Here is a 23,142-nt window from a genome sequence, read left to right as displayed (position 1 = left end):
TTATCTCTACTTTCGTTTAATATTTTTAGAGTCGTGTTTATCTTTTAAAAGGTCTTTTTCAGTGAAATTATAGTCATCAAGATTATAATCCTTTTCTATAACTTTTATTTTTTCTGGAAGCAAAACATAACTATCAAATTTAGGTATAGCTTCACTTATATCCAATCTCTCATCAACTATCATCTGACTACCGACATTTACATAAGGATAAATATAGCAAAGGTCAATTAATTTTTCTTGAAGTTTTGAGAATAGATTATCTCTTTTTATAGGATCTGTTTCTCTATCTGCCTCTTCAAACATTGAAACTACTTCTTCATTTCCCTCGCCGCTTAAAGCCAACAAATCCTCTCTATAAAACTTTACAAAGTCATAGGGACTTTTAGTAGTCTTGTTCTCAAAAATAGTAAAATCAAAATCATCTGCATCTTTGTTTTTTATGGCTTCTATATGTTCATCTAAAAATAATGGTTTAAGATTAAATTCAATATTACTAGACCTAAATGCTTCCTCAAGTGAGATTGCTATTCCCTCTTCTCTACTTCCCTTTAAGGCATAAAAAGCAAATGATACGGGATTATAATTTTGAGTAACTATTTTTTTTCTAATATATTCTATCTCCTTATCAAAAATTGTTTTGTTAAACTGGATTGTTGGCCTATAATACATAGTCGTAGGAGAAAAAACGCTATCTGATTTTTTTACAAAATCTGTTAAACCATAGTGGTTTGGAACTAAAACGCTATAAATATATTCTCCAACCCCTTTTCTAAAAACTGGATCCTGATTATTTTTACTCTTTAACTTGAATAGAAAATAAGCATCGTAACCTTCCCTAAAGATTTTTACATTATAAATCTCATTTGCTATAAAATGCCTACCTCCATTTTGGTCAACGATACCAAAATTCATATTATAGTCTTCTAAGTCGAATCTATTTGTAAGCTTATTCAAAGAATATCTTAAAATAATAGTTTTTATATCAGTTTTTTCCTGTCCAATATAGGATAGTTCAATAGTTTTTGTATGATATTTTTCATGTAAATAAGCTTTTTTTACCTTGTATGGCGATGATCCAACAAGCTCATTTATATTATCGAAATTATATTTTTTATCTTTTTCTAATTTAAAAATATGTTTAGGAACCATGTAAATTTTTTCTAAATCAAATAAAAAAGAATAGGACGGCTCTTTTAAATTTATTATAAAATTATAGTCATCAACTATTTCAAAATCAAACTTACCATATTTTTTAAAATCCATGCATAAGTTGGCTTTATCTGAGTTTAGAATAGTCTCTAGCGTGTAGCTCAAATCTCTAGCCTTGATAGGTTTACCATCTTGCCACTTAGCATTTTTATTTAATTTTATAGAATATGTTCTTAAATCATCTGAAATTTCAACTTTTTCAGCTAAGACTGGAATAATTTTCCTATCAAGTCCATCCATTTCAATGTAAAAAAGTTTTCTAAATAAAAAAGAAACTACCTTTTCATCAGATTCAGTTTGAAAATAAAATGGATTATAATTTCCATCTTCTCCAAGAAGGCCAAAAGTTAAAGTATCTAAGTTTTTATCTTTTCTATAGGTAAAAGCCTTCCTAGCAAATTCTCTTTTTTTAGCTTCTTCGGCATTTAGAATCTTATCTTTTTCAGAAATTTCCGCTACATTATTTAGCTTAGAACAAGATGCAAAAATAAGTATAAAAAACATTAGAAAAACAAGCTTTATATGTTTTTTCATAAGGACTCCTTTATATCAATTTATATCTATTATATGATATAATATATAAATGTTAATATCAAGTAGAATCTAGGAAGGGAAACAAGATGAATTTTAATTTAATTAATAACTTATATCTTATAACAGGAATAGTAATAGTATTTTTATCGACCTATTTTTATGTAAAAGCAGCGAGGACACTTAACCCACTAAAGATAGGTCCAATTTCTGGAGCATTTTATTTTCTATTAATTCTTTCAGTAATAGGAACTACTTTTCTCATGCTTGGATATAGTCATCAAGCCATGGCTTTTGTAAGACATCCTACATCAGTTGTAGTGGCATATTTTTCAACTATTTTATTATTTTTAGCTTTTCCTATTGTTAGCCTTATTATTTTTAAAATTTTTAGATATGACCCAATTGAACATGAGGAATATTTAAAAAAAGATACACTTATTCATAAAAACTCAAATATAGAATTTATCGCCTTAGTTATAGCAAGTCTTATATGTTTACTTGCCGTTTTATATACCTTCTTAAAAATTGGTATTAACAATTCTCCAATTTTAAACTTAATAAAGGGAACAGATTCTGAGACTCTTGCTAGGCTTAGAATAATGGCTGGAAATGAGTTTCCTGGAAATCAATATATAAAAAATATTTTTGCCGTAGCCCTTACTCCATTTATCTCTTTTATCACATATATATATTTTAGAAAAACTAAGAAGAAAAAATGGCTTGCACTATTTATTATAATGTTTTTGGCATCTAACTTAATTTCATTTTACAACTTACAAAAAGCTCCAATAATAATCTACTGGGTATCTTTAATTCTTCTTGGAATTTATTATGGAGATAAAATCCCCGTAATTCTTGTCGCTGGCTTATTTGTGTTTGCTGTAATTGCTATTATTTTAATGTATAGATTTATTGTAGGTCTAAGTTTTGATCAAATATTTAGTTTAGACGGTCCAATCAATAGAATTCTTTTTACAACACCTTCTGGTTATTTTTTACACATTGAAATATTTACTCATAGAGCTGGTTTGCTTAATGGAAAAAGTATTCCTAACCCTATCCATAAAATTATTTTTGGTGATTCTGAAATAATTAGAAGTGGAAAAATTGTAATGCAGGAAGTAAATTTCTTAGGAGCTAGAGCGGGAACATCTGGTGTTTATAATGGTCTATTCCTTGGAGAAGCCTATGCAAATTACGGTCCAGTTGGACTACTTATATCTAGCATTCATGTACCAATTCTTTTTGCACTACTTAATATAATATTTAACAGAATAAAGAAAACTCCAATTACTATAGCCATGTTCACATATTTTACAATGAACTTTTTAATGACCTTGTATGGAGGATATTTTGATTATGTATTTTCTAGTATATGGACAATTATAATAATTGTGAGCTTAGCTATGACCCTATTCATAAAAATTGGTTCAAAAATAAAATTTTTCAATAAAAAACAATTTAAATAATTATAAAAATAAGCTGTTTGGACTGAGCCAAACAGCTTTTCTAATTTTCAAAAACATCTATTAATTTTTCAGTTAATTTATCTAGTTCAAAGTCATGGGCAGCTTTTCTTGCATTATTAGCATATTTTTCATAATCTGAAGGATTCATATTTTTAAATTCTAATATGGCTTCTGCTAACTGCTTTTCACTCTTCCCATCAACGCTCTTTCCAGCCTGATACTTTTCAACAAGATCAAATCCAGACTTTACATTTATAAGTATAGGTTTCTTTGCAGCAAAGTATTCAAATATTTTATTTGGAGATAGACCATATTTAAATAATCCTGGAATATGGTTTAAAGTAATTATATTTAAATCAGATTTAACTAATATATTTGGAACAACTTCTTTTTTTACTTTTCCCATAAAGTGAACATTGTCTAAGGAATTTTCTTCTTTAAAAGCTCTTAAATTTTCCTCTTCTGCCCCATAGCCGAAAAGATAAATCTTAATATCATTTTCTCCCATAGACTTTAGATATTTTGCAGCCCTAAGTAGTTCCATTAGATTATTAGCCTTTCCTAATGCGCCTGTAAAGACAACCTTAAAGCATTTATCTTCATTGTACTCTTTTCCCTCATAGACTTTATTTTTTGCATTATAATCAAATTCATCTAAATCTATAAAATTATTAATATAGGAGCATTTACTCGAATCAAGCCCAAGGTCTTCAACATACTTGTAGCCCCCAGGTATTGTAAATATTAATCTATCTGCAGATTTATATATGCTTTTTTCTATCTTAAATAAAATTCTTGCTGGTATTGATCCCCTAGTCATCCTGCCCATTTCAATAAAAGTTAGCGGCCAAAGATCTCTAGTTTCAACAATAAATTTAGCCCCATATCTTTTAGCTATCTTTCTAGCTGCAAGCCATGTTAGTGAATGAGGAGAAGAAGAATACACAATATCACAACTTCCAAATTTTTTAGTAACTTTTTGTACCCCAAAATAATAGTCAAACATATTTTTTATCCTGGCATAAGAATTGCCAAAATACCTAGAAGTTTTTATAAAAACAAAGTCTACGCCATCTATTGTCTTTTCAACATAACTTTTTCCATCTTCAATAATATTTACATCTGTATTATGTACAGTGGAAGCAGTAAAAATCTTTACCTTATATTTTTCTTTAAGTTTTCTAGCAAAATTAAAATGCCTTAAGTACTTACCAACTTCAGGCGGCTCTGCATAGTGATTAATTATCCAAACAGTTTTCATAATATCCCCCTAAGAAAATATAGCTTTTCTTAAAATTCTATATAATTATATACTAGAGATTCACTTTTTTCAAATATATCAGTTTTGCCTACAAATATCACTTAAATTATGGTAAAATGTATTTATTAACATTGATTTAGGAGTTAATTTATGAAAAGTTTAATGATACAGGGAACAACTTCTTCAAGTGGCAAGTCTTTATTATGTACTGGTCTTGCTAGAATATTTTCAAATAAGGGTATTGATGTTTTCCCTTTTAAATCTCAAAATATGAGTTCTAAATTTGTCTTATTAGATAATGGTGATAAAATGGCTACAGCTCAATATATACAAGCAATCGCAGCTAGGATAAAGCCAAGCGTCTATATGAATCCAATACTTCTAGTTCCAAAAGCAAATGATGCGTCATTTGTATACTATCTAGGAAAGGAAGATAGAAAATATAAGGCGGTAGATTATTTTAAGCAAAAAGAATTTTATAAAAAAAAGATTATAGACTTATATAAAGAAATTTCAAATTCTCATGACCTAATCCTTATTGAAGGTGCAGGTTCTCCAGCAGAAATAAATCTTAACCAAAATGATTTTGTAAATTCAGGCATGGCTGAAATTGCAAATAGTAATGTTTTAATAGTAACAGATATAGATAGGGGCGGATCATTTGCACATCTTTATGGAACCTATATGCTTTTAGGTGAAAGTGCAAAAAAAAAGAGTTAAAGGCTTTATTATAAATAAATTTAGAGGAGACAAAAATCTACTTAAAAGCGGATTAAAAATGATTGAAGATCTTACTGGAGTTCCTGTTGTAGGTGTTGTGCCTTACTCTGAAATTAATATTGCAGATGAAGATTCCCTAATAGATAAAATGAAAGAGGCAAATAAAGGTTTTACGATTGAAGAAGCTGATAAAGAAATAGAAAACTTTTCAAAAATCATTGAGGAAAATATGGATATGGATCTAATATATAAAATGATAAAGGAAGAAAAATAATATGCTAATTTTTTCCTGCCTAATCGACTGGATTTTAGGTGACCCTGAAAGTCTTCCCCATCCTGTTCGACTTATGGGCTTTATAATAAATAAAGAAGAAAAGTTAATAAGAAAAATATTTAAAAGTCCAAAGGGATTAAAGTTTGCTGGTTTTTTAATGGCTTTAATAAATATTTTAGGAACTTTTTTCCTAATTAGATATTTCTTAAAACTACTAGATTTTAATAAATACCTTAAACTAGTAGTTACTATTCACCTTGGATATACCACAATAGCTGCAAAAAGTTTAGCAGATGAAGCTAGAGAAGTTAAGAAAAATATGAAAATTTCTTTAGAGAGAGGTAGAAATAGGCTTAAATTTATCGTAGGAAGAAACACTGAAAGACTAAGCCAAGAGGGAATTATTCGAGCAGTTGTTGAAACGGTTGCAGAAAATACCTCTGACGGGGTCATAGCTCCAATGTTTTACCTTATTTTTGGATTAGAATTTGCCTTTGCCTATAAAATGATAAATACCATGGATTCTATGGTTGCCTATAAGAATGAAAAATATAAAGATTTGGGATTTTTCCCAGCTAAAATTGATGATTTAGCAAATCTTATACCTGCCAGACTAACATCCTTTTTAATGATGATATCATCAATCCCAAAATATGGAATAAAAAACTCATTTTTTATTACTTTAAGAGACCACAACAAATCTAGCTCTCCAAATTCAGCTTGGCCAGAGGCAACTGTAGCAGGTATATTGGGAATTAAACTTGGAGGCGGCCTATATTATGATAATATTTATGTTCAAAAGCCTTATATTGGAGATGCTAAAAGACCAATAAGAGCTAAAGATATAGATGATACTATAAAGATAATGTACAAGTCACAAATTCTATTTTTGATTATATATGCTATATATTTAATTTTTTATAAGGGTATTATGTAATGCACGGAGCAGAAATTTATAAATATAAAAATGAAAAAGAAATTATAGATTATTCCTCAAACATAAACTTTCTTGGACCACCAAAAGGTTTAAAGGAATATCTCTTTGAAAATTTCAGTTTAGTGGAAAAATACCCAGACATAAAATATAGACGTGCTAAAAAAGAAGTAGCAAAATACCTAAATACAAGTGAAGAAAATGTAATCTTAGGAAATGGATCTGTTGAAATTCAAGATATGGCAATAAATCTTTTTAAAACTATTATTATCTTTAATCCATCTTTTTTAGAATATGAAAGACTAGCTAAAATTCATGGAAAAAACATAATAAACATCTATTCAGAAGATTTAAAATTTAGACCGTCTCTATTAGATGGATTAGATAAGTTAGAAAATTCAGCACTTATACTTGCAAATCCAAATAATCCAACTGGTTTTTCTTTTTCAAGAGAAGAATTTATAGAAATACTCGAAAAAGACTAAAAAATTAGGTATAAGCTTAATTTTAGATGAAGCTTTTTATGAATATGGAAAGTTTAATTATTCTTCAGTTGATTTTATAGATGAATATGAGCTTATAGTTTTAAGAGCTGCAACTAAATTTTTCGCCTTGCCAGGAATTAGACTAGGTTATGGGGCAGCAAAAAAAGAAATAATTCAAAAAATAGAGAGTTCCATGCTTCCTTGGGGATTAAATACTTTTGCAGATCTTGCAACAAGCTATATTTTTAAGGATAAAAATTATATAAAAAAAAGCATAGATGAACTTTATAAAAGCAGGGAAATATTTGAAAGAAATTTAAAGACAATAAAAGAAATTAAAGTCTTTCCAACCGCCTCAAACTACTTTCTAATAAAGCTTCAAGAAAATTCAGAAAATTTATTTAATTTTTTACTTAAAAGAAATTTTCTTATAAGACAGGCAGATGGTTTTAGAGGACTTGACAAAACTTATGTAAGAATTAATATTAAAGATGTAGATAATAATAATTTATTTTTTGAAAATATAAAGGAGTATATTAATGAAAAATAGCTATAGATTTTATTGCAACAAGGACTGCCAGTATTTTCCATGCCATGAAGTTAAAAATGAAGATGATTTTAACTGTATGTTCTGCTATTGTCCCCTTTACTTATTAGATGATTGTAAGGGAAATTATACTTATCACAGTGGAATTAAGGACTGCTCAAAATGTCTTATTCCTCACTCAAAGGGTGGATATGACCACATAAATAATCTCCTTAGAGAAGAAGTTTTCACAAAAGCAGTTGAAAGAAATATTAGAGAAATGGAAGAAAAAGATAGAAAAAGTAAGGAAGATAAATAAAAGTAAGAGCTGGAGTTTTTAAGGTGACCCCAAAAAGTTGGACTTTATACCAGAGACATTTAGAAATATTTGTCTCTGGTTTTTTTGTCCTCATATTTCCCCTAGGGGAAATCGCAGCTAAGCTGCATTTAATTTCCTATATTCAACTGGACTTAAATATCCAAGTTTTTCTTTTATTCTATCTTCATTGTAATATTTTATATATTCTTCTATTGTCTTTTTTAGTTCGTTAAATGATTTAAACGTTCTACCATAGTAAATTTCTTGTTTTAATATCCCGAAGAAATTCTCCATAGGAGAATTATCTAAGCAATTTCCTTTTCTTGACATACTCTGTAAAATTCCATTAGATTCTAATTTTTCAGTATATTGTTTTAATTGATATGCCCATCCTTGATCTGAATGGAAAATTCTTTTAAACTTGCAATCTGAAGTCTTTGAAATTGCTTCTTCAAGAGGCGTTATTATTGCCTCTAATGATGGTGAAGTTGTTATTGAATAGCTAATGATTTCTCCATTAAACATATCCAAGAAAGGATTTAAGTAAAGTTTTTTTACTTGCATATTCCCATACTTATCTGTTTCATAGTATTTGAATTCACTTGTATCTGTTGTGATTTTTTGATGTACTACAGATGTTTTAAATCTTCTTTTTATCCTATTTGGTGCTACTTTACCTACTGTTCCCTTGTATGAGTAATATTTTCTTGATTTACGTGCAAAGTTTGTTACCTGAAGTTTCAGCTTCTGTACCAACCTTTGAACTTTTTTCTTGTTTATTAAAATTCCAAGTCTTCTAAGCATCGCATGTATTCTTCTGTATCCATAGTTTGGATTATCTTTTCTTATTTTCTTGATTTGATTCTCAAAGGCTTCATCTTTATTTTTTCTATCAAATCTTTTTTGCCAATACATGTATGTTGATTTTGGAAAATTAAATTGTTTAAGTAAATCTTTTAGTGGATATTTTTCTCTTAATGAGTGAATTATTCTAGCCATTCTCTCATTTTCTGATCTTCCTCGTCCTCTAATTCCATCTTTTTTTTTTAGAAAATCTATTTCCATTTGTGCCCAGTAAAGCTTATCTTTAAGTTCAGCAATTTCGTCTATCTCTTCCTTAGAATATTCTTTCTTTACTTGTTCTTTTTCTTTTTCATTATTTTTATCTTTAGTCATACTTGAAGGTCTTCCTCTCTTTTTAGGTCTAAGTCCATCAAGTCCTTGATTTCTAAAATCAATTACCCATCTAGCAATGATCGCTGGATTATTAATCTTAAATTGATTAGAAAGTTCTTGATAGGACATTTCTCCTGTTAAGTACAAGTTTACTATATTCTTCTTAAATTCGAAAGAGTAACTATTATTTTTTCTAGAAATTTTTAAGCCTTCATATCCTTGTGTTTTGTATGAATTTACCCATCTTTCAACTATTGATGCACCATTTATATCATATTTCTTAGCTAAAGTTCCATATCCTCCTTCGTTATTTAGATATGCATTAACTACTTTTATCTTAAATTCTGTACTATATTTTGCCATGAAAAAAATGACCTCCTCAAAGTTGGTTTTTCAGGTCCAACTTTTTGGGGTCAGTTCATTTTAATCCAGCTCTTTTTTATTTTGAAATTTATTAAAATTATTATATATTTTTTCTATCACAGCAAAATTATCTTCAATATTATAATTATCTTCTACATATTTTCTAGCTTCAGTAGACATTTTCTCTAAAAGAGATCTATCCTTATAAAGTTTCACGAGAGCTTCTCTAATAGCATTTGAATTTTCTTTAGGAACTAAAATTGAAGATACTCCAGGATTTGTAGCTTCAGGTAATCCGCCCACATTTGAAACTATTTGACATACCCCACAAGCTCCAGCCTCAACAGCAGCAACTCCAAAGCTTTCAGAATCTAATACTGAAGGAAAAACGGCTACATCCATTTGGTTAAATGTTTTTATAACTTCTTCCTTATTAATAAAACCAGGGAAAATAACTTTATCCTTTATTCCTAAATCCAAAACTTTTTTTACAATTTCATCGAAATCTGGTCCTTTTCCAGCAAGAATTAGCTTAGAATCCGCTCCTGTTTCTTCTAGAAATCCTTTATATCCCTCTATTAAGTAATCAAATCCATATTTTTTATAAAAGGCTTTTATGGTTCCTACAGTAAAATCTGAAATTCTCTCAACTTCCATAGGTCTATATTCATTAATATCTACTCCAAAAGGCGTTACTATAATTTCTTTATCTGTAAACTTTTTAGCTTCTAATTTCATATCTTTTGAGGTTGAGAGAATAACACTTGCCTTATTTAAATTTTTCTTTATAAGGTGCTTTTTTAATATATTTTCATTTGGAAAATCATACACATCAGAACCCCAAACAGAAAGAATATATTTTTTGCCAGAAAGCCTTGCGAGCATCCCATAACTAGAAGCGTAATGAGCGTGAACTATATCAGGTTTAACTTCATTAATAAATTTTTTTAGTTTACCAATTTTAGAATAATATAAAAAGAACTTTTTAAAAGATGATAAACCGCTCTCGTTTTTTATATTTAAACTTTGAACTCTTGCCCCATCAATTTCTCCTGACGAGAGCGAAAAAACTGAGACCTCGTGTCCTTTACCTAAAAAATAATCTACAAACTTTTTCGTATGAGATGAATGTGCATCTGCCAAATACAAAATATTCATAAATATTCTCCTTTTTTAAAAAAGAGGCTTAGAAAATCTAAACCTCCATTGTAATTATTAATTGCTAGTACTTTCACTAGCACTATTTTCAGAGCTAGTAGCATCAGTTTCTGAAGAGTTACTACTACTACCAATTTCTAAACTATTACTATCTACTTTAAATATTGAATCTTCCAAAATAACTTTTATAGTAGATTCTTTGAAAACTGAACCTTCGCCCTCTGAGTCAGAAAGAGAAACTTTAAAATTATATCCACCATCAACTTTTTCTACTCCTAAAACTCTCCAGTCCTTTAAAACAATTCCTTTTGCTAAAAAGTTTTTTTCAAACTCTTCATAAGTTTCCTCTCTCCTATTTTTAGCTGTATAAAGGAAAACTTTGTCTAAGTAGCCTCCATTGATATTGAAAAAATAATCTGAAATAACTTGATAAGGGCTATTTCCAATTTTATCTAAAACGCTTGGTTTTTCATTATTTCTCTCACTATCAATATTGGTTTGAGTATACTCTGGCAAATTATTTGGATCGAGAAGCTTATTTTGACTAAATTTTGTAGTTTCAATAAAAGTTTTTGGATCATATTCATTTACAGCATTCCATACCAAATACTCATCAATTCCAAGCTCAACACCTGCCTTAACCTGCTCAGCTATAACTTCAGGCGTATATTCTATATATCCATCTACCCATGGAGCAGTAAAACCTTGGATCCAAGGTCTAATTTTTGCGCTAGATTTAAGTGCAGAATTTTTTAAAAGAGCCTCTCTTAGAGCGTGGTAAAATACGCCATAAGGGTTTGCATCTGGATAGTCATAACCATACCAACCAGTTGAATAATGAGAAGGATAAATCATTGGAGAAATTAAGTCTGCTTTTGATGAAATCTTTATCCAAGTTTGACCTATGTCTTCAGGATAATCTTGCCAGCTTCTAGTAATAATACCAAAAACTGCCGCTCCAACATTAACTCCATAAGGTTCTAGCTCGCCTTTTGCGTAGTCTAAAAAGTCTTTTATATTATCATCTTTTCTTTTGCCATCCCTACCCTTGAAGTTTACAATTTCATTGTAGTGGGCGGCATTGTCTGGAAATCTTACATAATCAAAGTGAATTTCCTTAAATCCTCTAAGAGCAGCTTCCTTTGAAACAGCTAAAACATAGGACCAGATATATGGATCATATTGGTTTACCCAGCCCATTCCCTGATCATCCCTATAGACTCCTCCTTCATTAAGCTGCATAGCATGCTCTGGTAAAAGTTCAGGAAGTTTATAGTCTTTAAAAGCTACAATCCTAGCTATAGGATAAATATCATGAGCTTTCATATATTCTAAAAGTGCTTTGAAATTATCATCCCTTGCAGGAATAGCAGTTTCCAAATTATTAACTACCTCTACATCACTACTCCAAGTTATATATCCATCATCCGATTTAATATCAATTACAAGTGCATTTATTTCAGTTTCGTTACAAATCGCAAGAATTTTTTCAAGATTATTCACTTGAGATACATCTATAGAAGAAGTATCTCCACCTTCATTTAAAGCTTTTATGTATGACTCATAAAGCTTTATATTATCTTCACTAAAATTATAAGAGGCAGTGGTTTGAGTTACATAAAGACCTTTAACCTTTTTATCCTCTCTCTTCAAATTTTCTTTTGGCAGAGGAACATAAAATTCTTTGTATTTTTCTTTTCTTTCAGCTTCTAATTTTTCCCTATCCTTTTCTGAAAGCTCAGGTTTTTCCTCAGGATCTTTTTTCCCTTCTTCATTAAGATCTTTATTTTCTTTATTATTTTTATTATCAGCTATCTTTGTTTTGTTATCTTTATCTGCTTCAAAATCAGATTTGTTAAATACTAGATTTCCTATCGCCACGACTAAACTAATGAAAATAATAAGTATAAGACTGGCTATTATATTAACTTTTAGTGCTTTTCTCTTCCTTTTTTGTTTTCTATAGTTATCTTTCAAAATCATTTCCTCACTTGTAATATATATTTTAATGAGTTAATTATACTATAAAGTATTAATTTCCTCAAATTTTTATTTTTTTGAAAATAATTTTCTTTTAAATATTTATTTACCATTGTAAAGTAATCTTTTTTTTGATATAATATGGATATCATAAATTTGGAGGAGATAACTTGAAGAATAAAAAATTAATTTTTACTGCTGGCTTTGCATTATTTGCAATGTTTTTTGGCGCAGGAAACCTAATTTTCCCACCAACAATTGGTTTTCAAAATGGAGATAAATGGTTTTATGCCATGCTTGGTTTTATGGTAACTGGAGTATGTTTTCCTATTCTAGGAACACTAGCTTCTGCAAAAGCTGGAGGAACTATTCAAAACCTATGTAAACCTTTAGGTAAACACTTTCCAAACATATATGGTGCTCTAATAACTCTTTCAATTGGGCCACTTTTAGCTATACCTAGAACTGCAGCTACAACCCATGAAATGAGCGTTGTACCAATTTTTGGAAATATCAACCCTTTTATAACTAGCATTATATTTTTTTCCATAACACTTTATTTTGTTTTATCACCTAGTGGAGTAATAGATAAAATTGGAAATATTCTTACGCCTCTACTTTTAGTTATTTTACTTACTATGCTAGTTAAATCTATTGTTTCACCTATTGGTCCTGCAATAAATACAGGTCTTACAGAAAATATTAAAAATGGATTCGTAGGCGGATACCAAACTATGGATGCCTTAGGGTCCGTTGTTATGGCTGTAGTTGTTGTAAATGGTTTAAAAAGCCATGGAATAACTGATAAAAAAGAACTTTATAAAACTTGTAAGGGCGTTGGACTAGTTGCATTAGTTGGTCTTGCTATAGTTTATGGCGGATTTGTATATATAGGTTCAACTGCTGGTACAATTGCTAGCCCAGATGTTTCAAGAGTTGAGCTTTTAAATCTTATTGCAAAAAATTTGCTTGGAAATTTAGGATCTATAGTTTTAGGACTTGCTGTTATGCTTGCCTGCCTTACAACATCTATTGGACTAACTGCTACATTCGGAGAATTTTTCTCAGAAACTTTTGAAGGAAAAGTTTCCTATAAAACTCTAGTTATTATTTGCGTTGCATTTTCCTGTATCATGTCAGTATTAGGCGTTGAAACAATAGTTGCAATAGCTGTTCCACTACTAACTATTTTTTATCCGATGACCTTAAATTTAATAATAATTAGCTTTTTTGATAAATATTTAAATAAGGGCTTTTATGTAGGAAGTTTATCATTTACTCTTCTTTGGGGAATTATAGAAGCCTTAGAAACTATAAAAAAACCAGTTACTAAGATTTTAGGAGAAAGACTTGGAGCAATGTTTGTTGAAATATCAGCAGTATCAAATGAATTTTTAAAGAAATTCCCCCTTGCTTCAACTGGATTTGGCTGGCTAATTCCTGCAATACTTCTTGGAATAATTGGCTTATTCATCTATAAATCTAAAAAAACTGAAAGTTTTGAAACTGTATAAAAAAAGGAGTTAGACTTTTATAGTCTAACTCCTTTTTTCTTTCTAAACATTTAATCTAATTTATTTTTCTTTTTCTTCAATTTTAGTTACAATAGCATTTAAAATAATTCCAACTAGAGCTGCAAATGAAAGTCCTTTTATCGCAACAGCTTCGTTTATTGTAATTCCCAAAACAATTCCGAATTTTTTTTCAATATAGGATCCAAAAAATCCAAGAAAAAGTATACTAGCCATTATTAAAATATTTTGAAAATTAAATTTAACCTTATTTGTCTTTATTGTTTTAACTCCAACAAGAGCTATCATTGAAAATAATATAAGAGAAATTCCGCCCATTACAAATGTGGGTATAGACTGCATAACTCCTCCTAGCTTACCAAAGAAAGAAAGTATAATTGCAAAGACAGCAGCAAGTCTTAAAATCCTTGTATCAAAATTTTTGGTTATAGCTAAAACAGCAGTATTTTCACCATAAGTAGTATTAGCTGGTCCTCCGAGTAAACTTGCTACAGAAGTTGCAAGTCCATCTCCAAGTAAAGTTCTATTTAAACCTGGATCTTTTATAAAGTCCTTTCCAACAACTTGTCCATTTGTTTTTATATCTCCTAGGTGTTCCATAAAAACAGCTATGACAATTGGACAGATAGTAAGAATTGCTCCAAGGTCAAACTTAGGTAAGAAAACTGGTGGTAAAGTAAATAATTTTGCCTCTGTGATTAAACTAGTATCTACATTATTAGTTAAAAGCGAAACAATATATCCGCTTGATACAGCTATTAGAATTGAAAGCTGTCTTATAAAACCTTTTGTAAATTTAGTTATAAATAGACAAACTAAAAGGGTAAATAAGGCTATATAAATATTTCCCATAGCCATATTGAGTGCTGTAGGAATTAAATTTAGTCCAACGACTATAATCATAGGCCCTATTACCCTAGCAGGTAAAAACTTATCAATTTTTTCTACACCGATTTTTTTAATAATAAATGAAAATGCCACATAAATTAATCCAGCAAAAAATATACCACCAGTTGCATAAGCAAGATCTCCATTGTACATTTCTTTAACCTGTAAGATAACAGGAATAAAAGCAAATGAAGAACCTAAAAATACTGGAACCTTTTTATCGGTTACAAAGTGAAAAATTAAAGTTCCAATACCAGCTGATAGTAGGGCAACAGTAATAGGAAGTCCTGTAAGTATAGGAACTAAAACAGTTGCTCCAAACATTGCAATTAAATGCTGAAGTCCAAGAATAATCATTTTCGAAATAGATGTATTAGCATTCGTGTTCTCTTTCATTCCGTCCTCCTTAAAATTTTTTATCTTTTCTATTATACTCTTAGATTTTTTTAAATGCAAGAATTCCTATAAATTTATTTAGAATTATTTATAAAAATTTCCCCAGCTATAAATTTAATAGCTAGGGAAAAATAAAATTTTATTTAGTAGCTTCAAAGCTAAGAGGTTTAATTGACTTAACTTCTTCTTCAACTTCTTTAGATATAGAACTTTCTCCACCTAAAATAGTGACAACTTCTATATCGTTATTTAAAATAAATTTCTTAACATCTTCATTTAATTTATTAGGATTAGTTAGTAAAATAACTGCATTTTCGCTAGTTGCTATTGGAGCAGCAGCTAGAGCATCTGGATAATTTAAAGCATTTACTAGAATAAGTCTAGATAATTTTATTTCTTTTTTATTCTCCAATATTTCTTTATATCTTTCAGCTATTTTAATAGCAGTTTCAAATCTATCTTTTCCTTCAATTCTTTCTTTTTCTTCCCCTTTTGGAATAGAATCCTGTCCCCCTACTACAATATCCATATCTCTCACATTATTTGAATTTGCATCATAAGGAAAAAATCTAGATGCAATACCACTATGTTCCATTAAATATCCTAATGGTGCAGCTGTAAGAGCATCTGCAAATTTAAAAGGATTTGCAAAAAGGCAAGTAGTGTCTCCTAAAACACGGCTACCTCTTAAAAGGCCGGCTGTGTAGTTGATTTTAGAAGCTGTATCAAATCTATCATCTCCGCTAAGTCTTATAGTACCATAACCATTTTTAGTCAAAACATCCTCAATATCTTTCGAAATAGAATTTTCTCCCCCTAAAAGATAAATTGTTTTTACTTTTAATTCTTTTAATTTTTCTAAAAGCCCATTTGGAAGACTATCTTTGCTAGTAAGAAGCATAGGACCATTAACCTGAGATGCTAGTGGCCCACCAAAAAGAGCATCAGCAAAATTTTCACCACTTGCTATTACAGCGATTTCAGCATTCATTAGCATATTTGAAGCATTAATAGCTGTTTCATAGCGGTCCCTACCTTCAACTCTTGATACAATATATTTTTTATTCTCATTTTTATCTTCTTCAACTGATTTACTATCGCTAGAATCTAAATTGGCATCTTTTTCTTCTACCAAATTGCTTTCATTAATATAAGTTTCAGTTACATTTGGTTTTTCATTATCTAATACATTAGATGCTAATACACCTTGATTTATAGATATTAAAAGTGCTAATACAATACTCATATTTTTAAGTGATAATTTCATTTTAATTTTCCTCCAAATTTCTTAATCTATTACATTTCTTATATTTGATAATCTATCTTTCCACCAGCTATTATAAATACTATCTATAACAAGTCTAGTATCTTCATTTTTTATGAATCTTTTCAGTCTTTATCTAAACTTAAAACATGTAAAGTGTCTTACAAAAAATAAGCATTAATTTTTTTCTGTAATTTAACACATTCACTTTCTCCTCCCAGAATAAAATTTATACTTAAAACATATAAATCATTCTTATTTATATGCTTTTAGTATCTTAAAAAATTACTTATAAGAAAACATTACTGTAAGTAGTATAAGTAAATTATATATATTTTACATTATATAATTATAATAATTTTTTTATTTTCGTCAATTATTGTTAAAAGAATTATTATTTAATATAAAGTTTTTTAGGGGACTTTACTTTTATTTGCATCTTTATTATTTTTTCGTTTAGGGTTATAATTTATATGAAGAAAAGGTGTTATAGATGCGAAATATAGTTACTTATGAAGAAAGTTTAAAGGAAAAAAATAGGATTTATATAGATGTTAGGACAAGAGAAGAACATACTGAAATGACCATACCCTCATCTATCAATCTTCCAATTTTTACTGAAAATGAGAGAAAAATTATTGGAACAGAGTATATGAAAGGTTCAAAGGAAAAGGCAAAACTTCTTGGTATAACTTATGCAAAGGATAAGTTAGTTAGTTTTTTTGAACTTTTTTGAAAAATATAAAAATGAAGGTAGAAAAATTTATATTTTTTGTTCTAGAGGTGGGTTTAGATCAAAATCTATCGTTGGTCTTTTTTTCTAGCTTGGGATTTCCAATATATCAAATTAAAGGCGGCTATAAATCATATAGAAATTTTATTAATAATAATCTAAATGATTTGATTAATTCAAAAAGTTTTATAAGTCTATATGGTTATACTGGAACTGGAAAAACCGAACTTTTAAAAAAGCTTGAAGAAAAAGGATATAGCATTTTAAATTTAGAAAATCTAGCAAATCATAAGGGATCACTCTTAGGAGGAGTTTTAGAAAAGCCTCAGCCATCTCAAAAAATGTTTGAATCTCTTTTATACGAATCTCTTTTAAAATCAGGTAGTATTATTTTTACAGAAGGTGAATCTAGGAAGATTGGTAGTCTTTACCTTCCAAATGCTCTCTACGATAAGCTTTTATCGTCTACGAAAATAGAAGTTGTTTCTTCTTTAGACTCTAGGATTAAAAGAATTTTTGATGACTATGTTAAAGATAATGATGATGAACTTAAAGAAGCTATTGAAAGTTTAAATAGATATATATCTTCTAAAAAAGTCTCTCTGTATAAGGACTTAATTGATCAAAAAAAATATACCGATGTTATTAAAAATTTAATAATATATTATTATGATATAAAATATTCTACTAAGGAGAAAAATTTTTACTACTCAATTTCTTCTGATGATAAATACTCATTAAGTGAACTTGAAGATATATATAGAAAAGTTCAAAAGGGTATAATATGTAGTGAGGTGGTTTAATGAGTCTTTTTAGAAAAATAAAACTTTTAAAAAATGCCCCAAGCATAGCTAGAATTGTTAAGCTATCAACTAGAATTACAAAAAGAAGAATTAAGGGAAATGACATTTTTCAAAAAAAGAAGAAGCTAGTCAGATAGACTTGCTTCTTTTAATTTATTTAAAATATAGTGCTGGTCATCAAAGTGTGGATGTCCAGTATATTCATTGTCTTTTGCATCTAGTGTAACTATTATATATTCCTTATCTAAAACTTTTGCAAGTGATGCCAAGCAAAAATTAGCCTCTTCTGTAAAACCAGTTTTGCCACCCAAAAATTCTGCATTTTCAATTGAATTTTCATACTGATAATTTAATAAGGAATAACAAAGATAAATACCTTCAGGATGCTCTTCTGTATTGCTAGTTGTATAACTACTAGCAGTAATTAGCTCTCTAAATTCTGGATTTTTTAATGAATATCTAAAAATTTCAGCCATTTCTTTGGCAGTAGTATAATTTGCTATATCATGTAAACCAGAAGTATTAGCAAAGTGAGTTTGCTTCAAATTTAGTTTTTCTACAAGTTCGTTCATTCTATTTACATGATTTGCCTCACTTCCAGAAGCCATTTCAGATAAGGCAACAGCAGCTTCTCCCCCGCTTGGAAGCATGGTTCCATATAATAGATCATTGAAACAAAGCGTCTCTCCAGCAAAAAACCCAGCCATAGAAGCATCATCCATAATCATTCTATCTACTAATTCTTCGCCCATTACATATAAGTTTTCACTTGATGGCTCATTTTCTATTGCAACAATAGCATTCGCAATCTTTGTAAGTGATGCTGGAAAATGCACTGTGTCTTTTTCTAAGGAGTAGATTTCCTCACCAGTTTCTGGATCCATAATAAAAACTGCCTTGCTATTTAATAGGTCTCTATCTATTTCTATCTGCTTTTTGTTTATGCTTAAAGCTGATTTCTCAATTAATTCCTTAAATTTATTTTCTCTTTCTTCTTTTTCTATCTTTTCACTATTAGTTGATGTAGATTTATCATCTGAAGTATTATTTTTGTTTTCATTTTGCAAGGGCTTTGCAAATAATTTTGGAACCAGTCCCGATTTTATTGTTAGTGAGGTGAAAAGAAAAGTTAAAAAGATTAAAAGAATAATTCTATTTCTCTTTCCCTTACCAATCTTCCTTTTTCTTCTTCTTGACATTACCTAGTCCCTTCTCCCTCCATTATATCATCTAAAGCAGATTCAATAACATCAAGAACTAGTTTTAAGTTGTCCCTTGCAAGCTCTTCGTCATAAGGAAGATTTAATATAAAGGTATGACCTCTTGTTCCGCACACACCTCTTGATAGAATATATATCTTAGAATTTTTGATATTTTGATCTCTTATATACTCTGTTACTCCAGGAAAATGCCTTTCAATAATTTCTTCTGTAGCTTCAGGAGTTGTTTCTTCTAATTTAGCCCCAATCCCCCCAGTAGTTATTACAAAATTTACTTTCTTATAGTCACAGTATTCAATTAGTTTCTGTTTTATAATGTAAGTTTCAGAGTTTACAATATCTTTTGCAACAACTAAATATTTATCTCCTAGTGCTTTTTCAATAATAGTTGAGATTGCACCCTCTCTCATATCTGAAATCGGTTCCATAGAAACTCTTAAAATAGCTGCAGTATATTTATAATTAGGATCTTTAGTCACTTTTATTCCCCTTCCTTATATTAAAATATTAGAAAATCTATACTAATATTACATTTTATTTTATATTTAGTCAAATTTTTTAACAAAAATTCAAATATCAATTATAATATATATATATAAGGCTTTACTCTAGCTTATTAATAACTTGTAAAAAATTATTTATCCTAGGCTTAATATATTTTTAACATAGATTTAAAATATATTTGATAAAATGAGAATGGAGGGAAAAATGCACGCAGTTATAGATATAGGTTCAAACACTATTAGACTTAATATATATAAGGTATTCGAAAAAAATTTTACTAAAATACTTACCAACAAGTCCTATGCAGGACTAGCTAACTATGTAGAAAATGGAAGACTAACTATGGCTGGTATTCAAAAAGCTGTAAGTGTTTTATATTCTTTTAAAAAAATTATAGATAACCTTGATATTAAACAAACCCTTGTTTTTGCAACTGCATCTCTCAGAAATATCGATAACTCCTATGAAGCTAAAGCAATGATTGAAAAACTTTCTGGAATAGATATTGAAATTATCTCTGGAGAGGAAGAGGGTAGGCTTGGCTATATTGGTGCAAGATATGACGTAGATCTCCAAGAAGGGCTACTTATAGATATTGGGGGATCATCAACTGAAATTGTTGAATTTAGAAAAAATAAGATAATAAAATCAACGTCTTTCCCTATTGGATCTTTAAAGGCATTTAAAAATAATGTATCAGATATACTTCCAAGCGAAAAAGAATATCAGGCAATAACAAATGAATGTAAAAAAGTATTTCCAGATAAAAGTCTTTTATCATATAGTAAAAACTTAGATATTATAGGAATTGGAGGATCAATAAGGTCTCTTTCTAAGCTGAATAATCACACTAATAGTTTTCCTAGATCCAATATTGTAATTACAAAGGAAGAACTTGGTGATTTAACTAATTTTTTACTTAAAGACTACAAATTATCAAGGGATGCAATACTTAAAAAATGTCCAGAAAGAATTCACACGATAATTCCTGGACTCTGCATTTTAAACTATATCAATAAAAAAGTTAAAGCAAAGTCAATTTTAGTTTCTAATTATGGAGCTAGAGAAGGTTATCTGGCAAAATATTTATAGGAGGAAAAAATGACAAATAAAGATTTATCCTACACGCAAAATAGAGAATTATCTTGGTTAAGTTTCAATCAAAGAGTCTTAAAAAAAGCCTTTGATGATGACGCTCCCCTTCTTGAAAAACTTAAGTTTATTTCTATTTTTGTAAGTAACTTAGATGAGTTTTTTATGGTTAGGGTTGGATCATTAAAGGACCAAGAAAGTATCAAGGAAATAACCTATGATAACAAAACAAATATGACTCCAAGCGAGCAGCTAGAAAAGATTTATGAAGCTACCCATCCTTTAATAAAAATGAAGGATAAGGCTTTTAATGAGGTAGAAAAAAGTTTAAGACAGGAAGGTATTTTTAACTTAAAATATGAAGAACTTACAAAAGAAGAAAGAAAAATTGTAGATTCTTATTTTGAGCGAAATATTCTACCTGTAATTACCCCAATTGTTTTAAATTCTCACCACCCTTTTCCACATTTACAAAACAATATCCCTGTAATAGTTAGTAAACTAAGCGCAAAGAATGGAGAAGACTTTATTGGCCTTATTCAGTCATCACCAATAACAAAAGACATATTTTTCCTATCTAAAGAACCACTCAGATATATTTTAACTGAGGAAATAATAATAAATAATCTTGAAAAAGTTTATAACTACAAAATTTTAGATAAGGCTGTAATCTGCGTAACTCGAAATGCAGATATAACTTTTACAGAAGATTTTGATGAAGCTGATGATGATTTTAGAAAATTAATGAAAAAAGCCGTTAAAAAAAGAGGAAGACTGGAGCCTGTTAGACTTGAAATAAATGGAAATCTTTCTGAGGATACTTTAGACTTTATAGTAAATCATTTAAATCTAGAAAAGTCCGCCATCTATTTTACATCTACACCACTTAAAATGTCCTATGTCTTTTCTCTTGCAGATAAACTTAGCCAAGAAAAAAAAAGAGGAGTTATCTTACCATCCTTTTAACCCCATATATCCAGAAAATATAGACCCTGATAGGTCAATCATAGATCAAATAAAAGAAGAAGATAAACTTTTATTCTTCCCATTTGAAAGTATGGATCCATATTTACAGCTTTTAAAAGAAGCTTCAAATGATCCTGAAGTTATTTCAATAAAAATAACTATCTATAGACTTGCATCTATTTCAAAAGTTGCTGAGTACCTAGCAAATGCTGCAGAAAATGGAAAAGAAGTAGTTGCTCTTATGGAACTTAGGGCAAGATTTGACGAATCTAATAATATAGATTGGTCTGAAAGACTTGAAGAGGCGGGCTGCACTATAATATATGGATTTGAAGATTTCAAAGTTCACTCCAAAATCACCCTTATTACAAGGCACCACGAAGGTAAAATTGAATATATTTCACAATTTGGTACTGGCAACTATAATGAAAAAACAGCAAAAATGTACACCGATCTTTCACTTATGACAGCCGACAAAGATTTTGGTTTAGATTCTCAAAAGTTTTTTACAAATATGATGATATCAAACCTTAGCGGAGATTATGATAAACTTTTAGTCGCTCCAAATGGAATTAAAAACACCTTAATAAATCTAATTGATGAAGAAATTACAAGAAAGAACAATGGTGAAGAAGCTCTTATAAGGTTAAAGTGTAACTCTATTACAGAAAGAGACGTAATTGATGCACTAGCTAGAGCCTCAAGGGCAGGAGTTAAGGTTAAGCTAAGCGTAAGAGGTATATGCTGTTTAATACCTGGAGTAAAAGGCAAGACCGATAATATAGAGGTAACATCTGTTATAGGAAGGTACCTTGAACATCCAAGAATATATATTTTCGGACCAAATGAAAGAGCAAAAGTCTATATTGGTTCTTCAGATCTTATGACTAGAAATTTAGTAAGAAGAGTTGAAATTTGCGTTCCAGTCTTAGATGAAAAATTAAAAAAGAAAGTTATAAAAATTTTAGACACCATAATGGATAAAAATAATAGAATTGCAATATTAAATTCTGACTCAAGCTATACCCACCTAAATCCAAATAAAGATTCTTGTCAGGAAATATTTATTAGAGAAGCTACTCTTGAAAAAAATAGGATAGAAAGTAGAAAAGCTGAAAAAGAAACACTCTCAAAAGCAAATCTTTCATCAAGTGAAAAGGGAAAAAAAAGCTATAGATAAGGAGCAAATTATAATAAAGTCATTAGATAAAAAAGAAGAAAAAGTTATACAAATTAAAAATTTATCCTTCCTTGAAAGACTAAAGCTATTATTCTTCCCAAATAAAAAATAATATCCATAAAAAAATCTAGCTGCAAGTAAAAACTTGCAGCTTTT

23 protein-coding genes are annotated in these 23,142 nt (G+C 29.2%); 14 read left to right on the top strand and 9 right to left on the bottom strand.

Annotated elements, in window-relative coordinates; genetic code table 11:
* Positions 1-6: 6 nt before the first annotated feature.
* Positions 7-1,743 carry an ABC transporter substrate-binding protein gene (locus tag VLK81_RS03920; protein WP_324619373.1) on the bottom strand — a complete coding sequence of 579 codons (1,737 nt, stop codon included), beginning with the start codon at positions 1,741-1,743 and terminating at the stop codon, positions 7-9.
* 86 nt (positions 1,744-1,829) lie between these two features.
* Here VLK81_RS03920 and VLK81_RS03915 point away from each other — a divergent pair, with 86 nt between their 5' ends.
* Positions 1,830-3,212 carry an O-antigen polymerase gene (locus VLK81_RS03915; RefSeq protein WP_324619372.1) on the top strand — a complete coding sequence of 461 codons (1,383 nt, stop codon included), beginning with the start codon at positions 1,830-1,832 and terminating at the stop codon, positions 3,210-3,212.
* A gap of 40 nt (positions 3,213-3,252) precedes the next feature.
* Here VLK81_RS03915 and VLK81_RS03910 read toward each other — a convergent pair whose 3' ends face one another.
* Positions 3,253-4,473, bottom strand: a complete 1,221-nt coding sequence (locus VLK81_RS03910) for a glycosyltransferase family 4 protein (RefSeq protein WP_324619370.1) — start codon at positions 4,471-4,473, stop codon at positions 3,253-3,255.
* A 150-nt stretch (positions 4,474-4,623) separates the two neighbouring features.
* On the opposite strand from VLK81_RS03910, the gene VLK81_RS03905 reads away from it, so the two are divergent.
* Genes VLK81_RS03905 through VLK81_RS03880 form a run of 6 tightly spaced genes read left to right on the top strand, consistent with a single transcriptional unit; the run spans position 4,624 to position 7,731 of the window.
* Complete coding sequence (locus tag VLK81_RS03905) at positions 4,624-5,193, top strand: AAA family ATPase (protein WP_324619368.1); 570 nt, start codon at positions 4,624-4,626, stop codon at positions 5,191-5,193.
* Positions 5,168-5,467, top strand: coding sequence for a nucleotide-binding protein (locus tag VLK81_RS03900; protein ID WP_324619367.1), 300 nt, complete (start codon positions 5,168-5,170; stop codon positions 5,465-5,467). The genes VLK81_RS03905 and VLK81_RS03900 overlap by 26 nt, the downstream gene beginning before the upstream one ends.
* Position 5,468: 1 nt before the next feature.
* Entirely contained in the window at positions 5,469-6,404 is a 936-nt protein-coding gene (gene cbiB / locus VLK81_RS03895; protein ID WP_324619366.1) for an adenosylcobinamide-phosphate synthase CbiB, read from the top strand.
* Entirely contained in the window at positions 6,404-6,886 is a 483-nt protein-coding gene (locus VLK81_RS03890; protein ID WP_324619365.1) for an aminotransferase class I/II-fold pyridoxal phosphate-dependent enzyme, read from the top strand. Before cbiB ends, VLK81_RS03890 begins: the two co-directional genes overlap by 1 nt.
* Positions 6,887-6,896: 10 nt before the next feature.
* Positions 6,897-7,436, top strand: a complete 540-nt coding sequence (locus tag VLK81_RS03885) for an aminotransferase class I/II-fold pyridoxal phosphate-dependent enzyme (protein WP_324620454.1) — start codon at positions 6,897-6,899, stop codon at positions 7,434-7,436.
* The gene (locus VLK81_RS03880) at positions 7,426-7,731 is read left to right on the top strand and encodes a cysteine-rich small domain-containing protein (RefSeq protein ID WP_324619363.1); all 306 of its coding nucleotides are present in this window, start codon (positions 7,426-7,428) and stop codon (positions 7,729-7,731) included. The genes VLK81_RS03885 and VLK81_RS03880 overlap by 11 nt, the downstream gene beginning before the upstream one ends.
* A 117-nt stretch (positions 7,732-7,848) precedes the next feature.
* Here VLK81_RS03880 and VLK81_RS03875 read toward each other — a convergent pair whose 3' ends face one another.
* The 3 genes from VLK81_RS03875 to VLK81_RS03865 are packed head-to-tail and all read right to left on the bottom strand — an operon-like array spanning position 7,849 to position 12,405.
* Positions 7,849-9,270, bottom strand: a complete 1,422-nt coding sequence (locus VLK81_RS03875) for an IS3 family transposase (protein ID WP_324618579.1) — start codon at positions 9,268-9,270, stop codon at positions 7,849-7,851.
* A gap of 60 nt (positions 9,271-9,330) precedes the next feature.
* Positions 9,331-10,428: a glycosyltransferase gene (locus VLK81_RS03870; protein ID WP_324619362.1), complete on the bottom strand. Its 1,098-nt coding sequence runs from the start codon at positions 10,426-10,428 to the stop codon at positions 9,331-9,333.
* Between the two features lie 57 nt (positions 10,429-10,485).
* Positions 10,486-12,405, bottom strand: coding sequence for a putative glycoside hydrolase (locus VLK81_RS03865; RefSeq protein WP_324619360.1), 1,920 nt, complete (start codon positions 12,403-12,405; stop codon positions 10,486-10,488).
* Positions 12,406-12,578: 173 nt separating this feature from the next.
* Here VLK81_RS03865 and brnQ point away from each other — a divergent pair, with 173 nt between their 5' ends.
* Positions 12,579-13,922: a branched-chain amino acid transport system II carrier protein gene (gene brnQ / locus VLK81_RS03860; protein ID WP_324619359.1), complete on the top strand. Its 1,344-nt coding sequence runs from the start codon at positions 12,579-12,581 to the stop codon at positions 13,920-13,922.
* Between the two features lie 60 nt (positions 13,923-13,982).
* Here brnQ and VLK81_RS03855 read toward each other — a convergent pair whose 3' ends face one another.
* Together VLK81_RS03855 and VLK81_RS03850 are read right to left on the bottom strand one after the other, a co-directional pair.
* The gene (locus VLK81_RS03855) at positions 13,983-15,224 is read right to left on the bottom strand and encodes a uracil-xanthine permease family protein (RefSeq protein ID WP_324619357.1); all 1,242 of its coding nucleotides are present in this window, start codon (positions 15,222-15,224) and stop codon (positions 13,983-13,985) included.
* Between the two features lie 139 nt (positions 15,225-15,363).
* Positions 15,364-16,491 carry a cell wall-binding repeat-containing protein gene (locus VLK81_RS03850; protein WP_324619356.1) on the bottom strand — a complete coding sequence of 376 codons (1,128 nt, stop codon included), beginning with the start codon at positions 16,489-16,491 and terminating at the stop codon, positions 15,364-15,366.
* A gap of 490 nt (positions 16,492-16,981) precedes the next feature.
* On the opposite strand from VLK81_RS03850, the gene VLK81_RS03845 reads away from it, so the two are divergent.
* The 3 genes from VLK81_RS03845 to VLK81_RS03835 all read left to right on the top strand — a co-directional run bounded on the left by VLK81_RS03845 (position 16,982) and on the right by VLK81_RS03835 (position 18,161).
* A complete protein-coding gene (locus VLK81_RS03845; protein ID WP_324619354.1) occupies positions 16,982-17,224 on the top strand; it encodes a hypothetical protein in 243 nt (80 codons plus the stop codon).
* Positions 17,225-17,313: 89 nt separating this feature from the next.
* Positions 17,314-18,024: a hypothetical protein gene (locus VLK81_RS03840; protein WP_324619353.1), complete on the top strand. Its 711-nt coding sequence runs from the start codon at positions 17,314-17,316 to the stop codon at positions 18,022-18,024.
* A complete protein-coding gene (locus tag VLK81_RS03835) occupies positions 18,024-18,161 on the top strand; it encodes a hypothetical protein (RefSeq protein WP_324619351.1) in 138 nt (45 codons plus the stop codon). Before VLK81_RS03840 ends, VLK81_RS03835 begins: the two co-directional genes overlap by 1 nt.
* Here the strand turns inward: VLK81_RS03835 and VLK81_RS03830 are convergent.
* The gene (locus VLK81_RS03830; protein WP_324619349.1) at positions 18,150-19,223 is read right to left on the bottom strand and encodes a D-alanyl-D-alanine carboxypeptidase family protein; all 1,074 of its coding nucleotides are present in this window, start codon (positions 19,221-19,223) and stop codon (positions 18,150-18,152) included. The two genes, VLK81_RS03835 and VLK81_RS03830, sit on opposite strands and share 12 nt — an antisense overlap.
* A complete protein-coding gene (locus tag VLK81_RS03825) occupies positions 19,223-19,723 on the bottom strand; it encodes a MogA/MoaB family molybdenum cofactor biosynthesis protein (RefSeq protein WP_324619347.1) in 501 nt (166 codons plus the stop codon). The genes VLK81_RS03830 and VLK81_RS03825 overlap by 1 nt, the downstream gene beginning before the upstream one ends.
* Before the next feature lie 229 nt (positions 19,724-19,952).
* Between VLK81_RS03825 and VLK81_RS03820 the strand changes: the two genes are divergently transcribed.
* Genes VLK81_RS03820 through ppk1 form a run of 3 tightly spaced genes read left to right on the top strand, consistent with a single transcriptional unit; the run spans position 19,953 to position 22,986 of the window.
* A complete protein-coding gene (locus VLK81_RS03820) occupies positions 19,953-20,840 on the top strand; it encodes a Ppx/GppA phosphatase family protein (protein ID WP_324619345.1) in 888 nt (295 codons plus the stop codon).
* A gap of 9 nt (positions 20,841-20,849) precedes the next feature.
* Positions 20,850-21,806 carry a polyphosphate kinase gene (locus VLK81_RS03815; protein WP_324619343.1) on the top strand — a complete coding sequence of 319 codons (957 nt, stop codon included), beginning with the start codon at positions 20,850-20,852 and terminating at the stop codon, positions 21,804-21,806.
* A complete protein-coding gene (ppk1, locus tag VLK81_RS03810; protein ID WP_324619341.1) occupies positions 21,751-22,986 on the top strand; it encodes a polyphosphate kinase 1 in 1,236 nt (411 codons plus the stop codon). Before VLK81_RS03815 ends, ppk1 begins: the two co-directional genes overlap by 56 nt.
* The last annotated feature ends 156 nt before the right edge of the window (positions 22,987-23,142 follow it).

The organism is Citroniella saccharovorans, assembly GCF_035481615.1.
Lineage (GTDB): Bacteria > Bacillota > Clostridia > Tissierellales > Peptoniphilaceae > Citroniella > Citroniella saccharovorans.
Note: the sequence above shows the minus strand (reverse complement) of the source record. Positions and strands in the feature narration are given on the sequence as shown.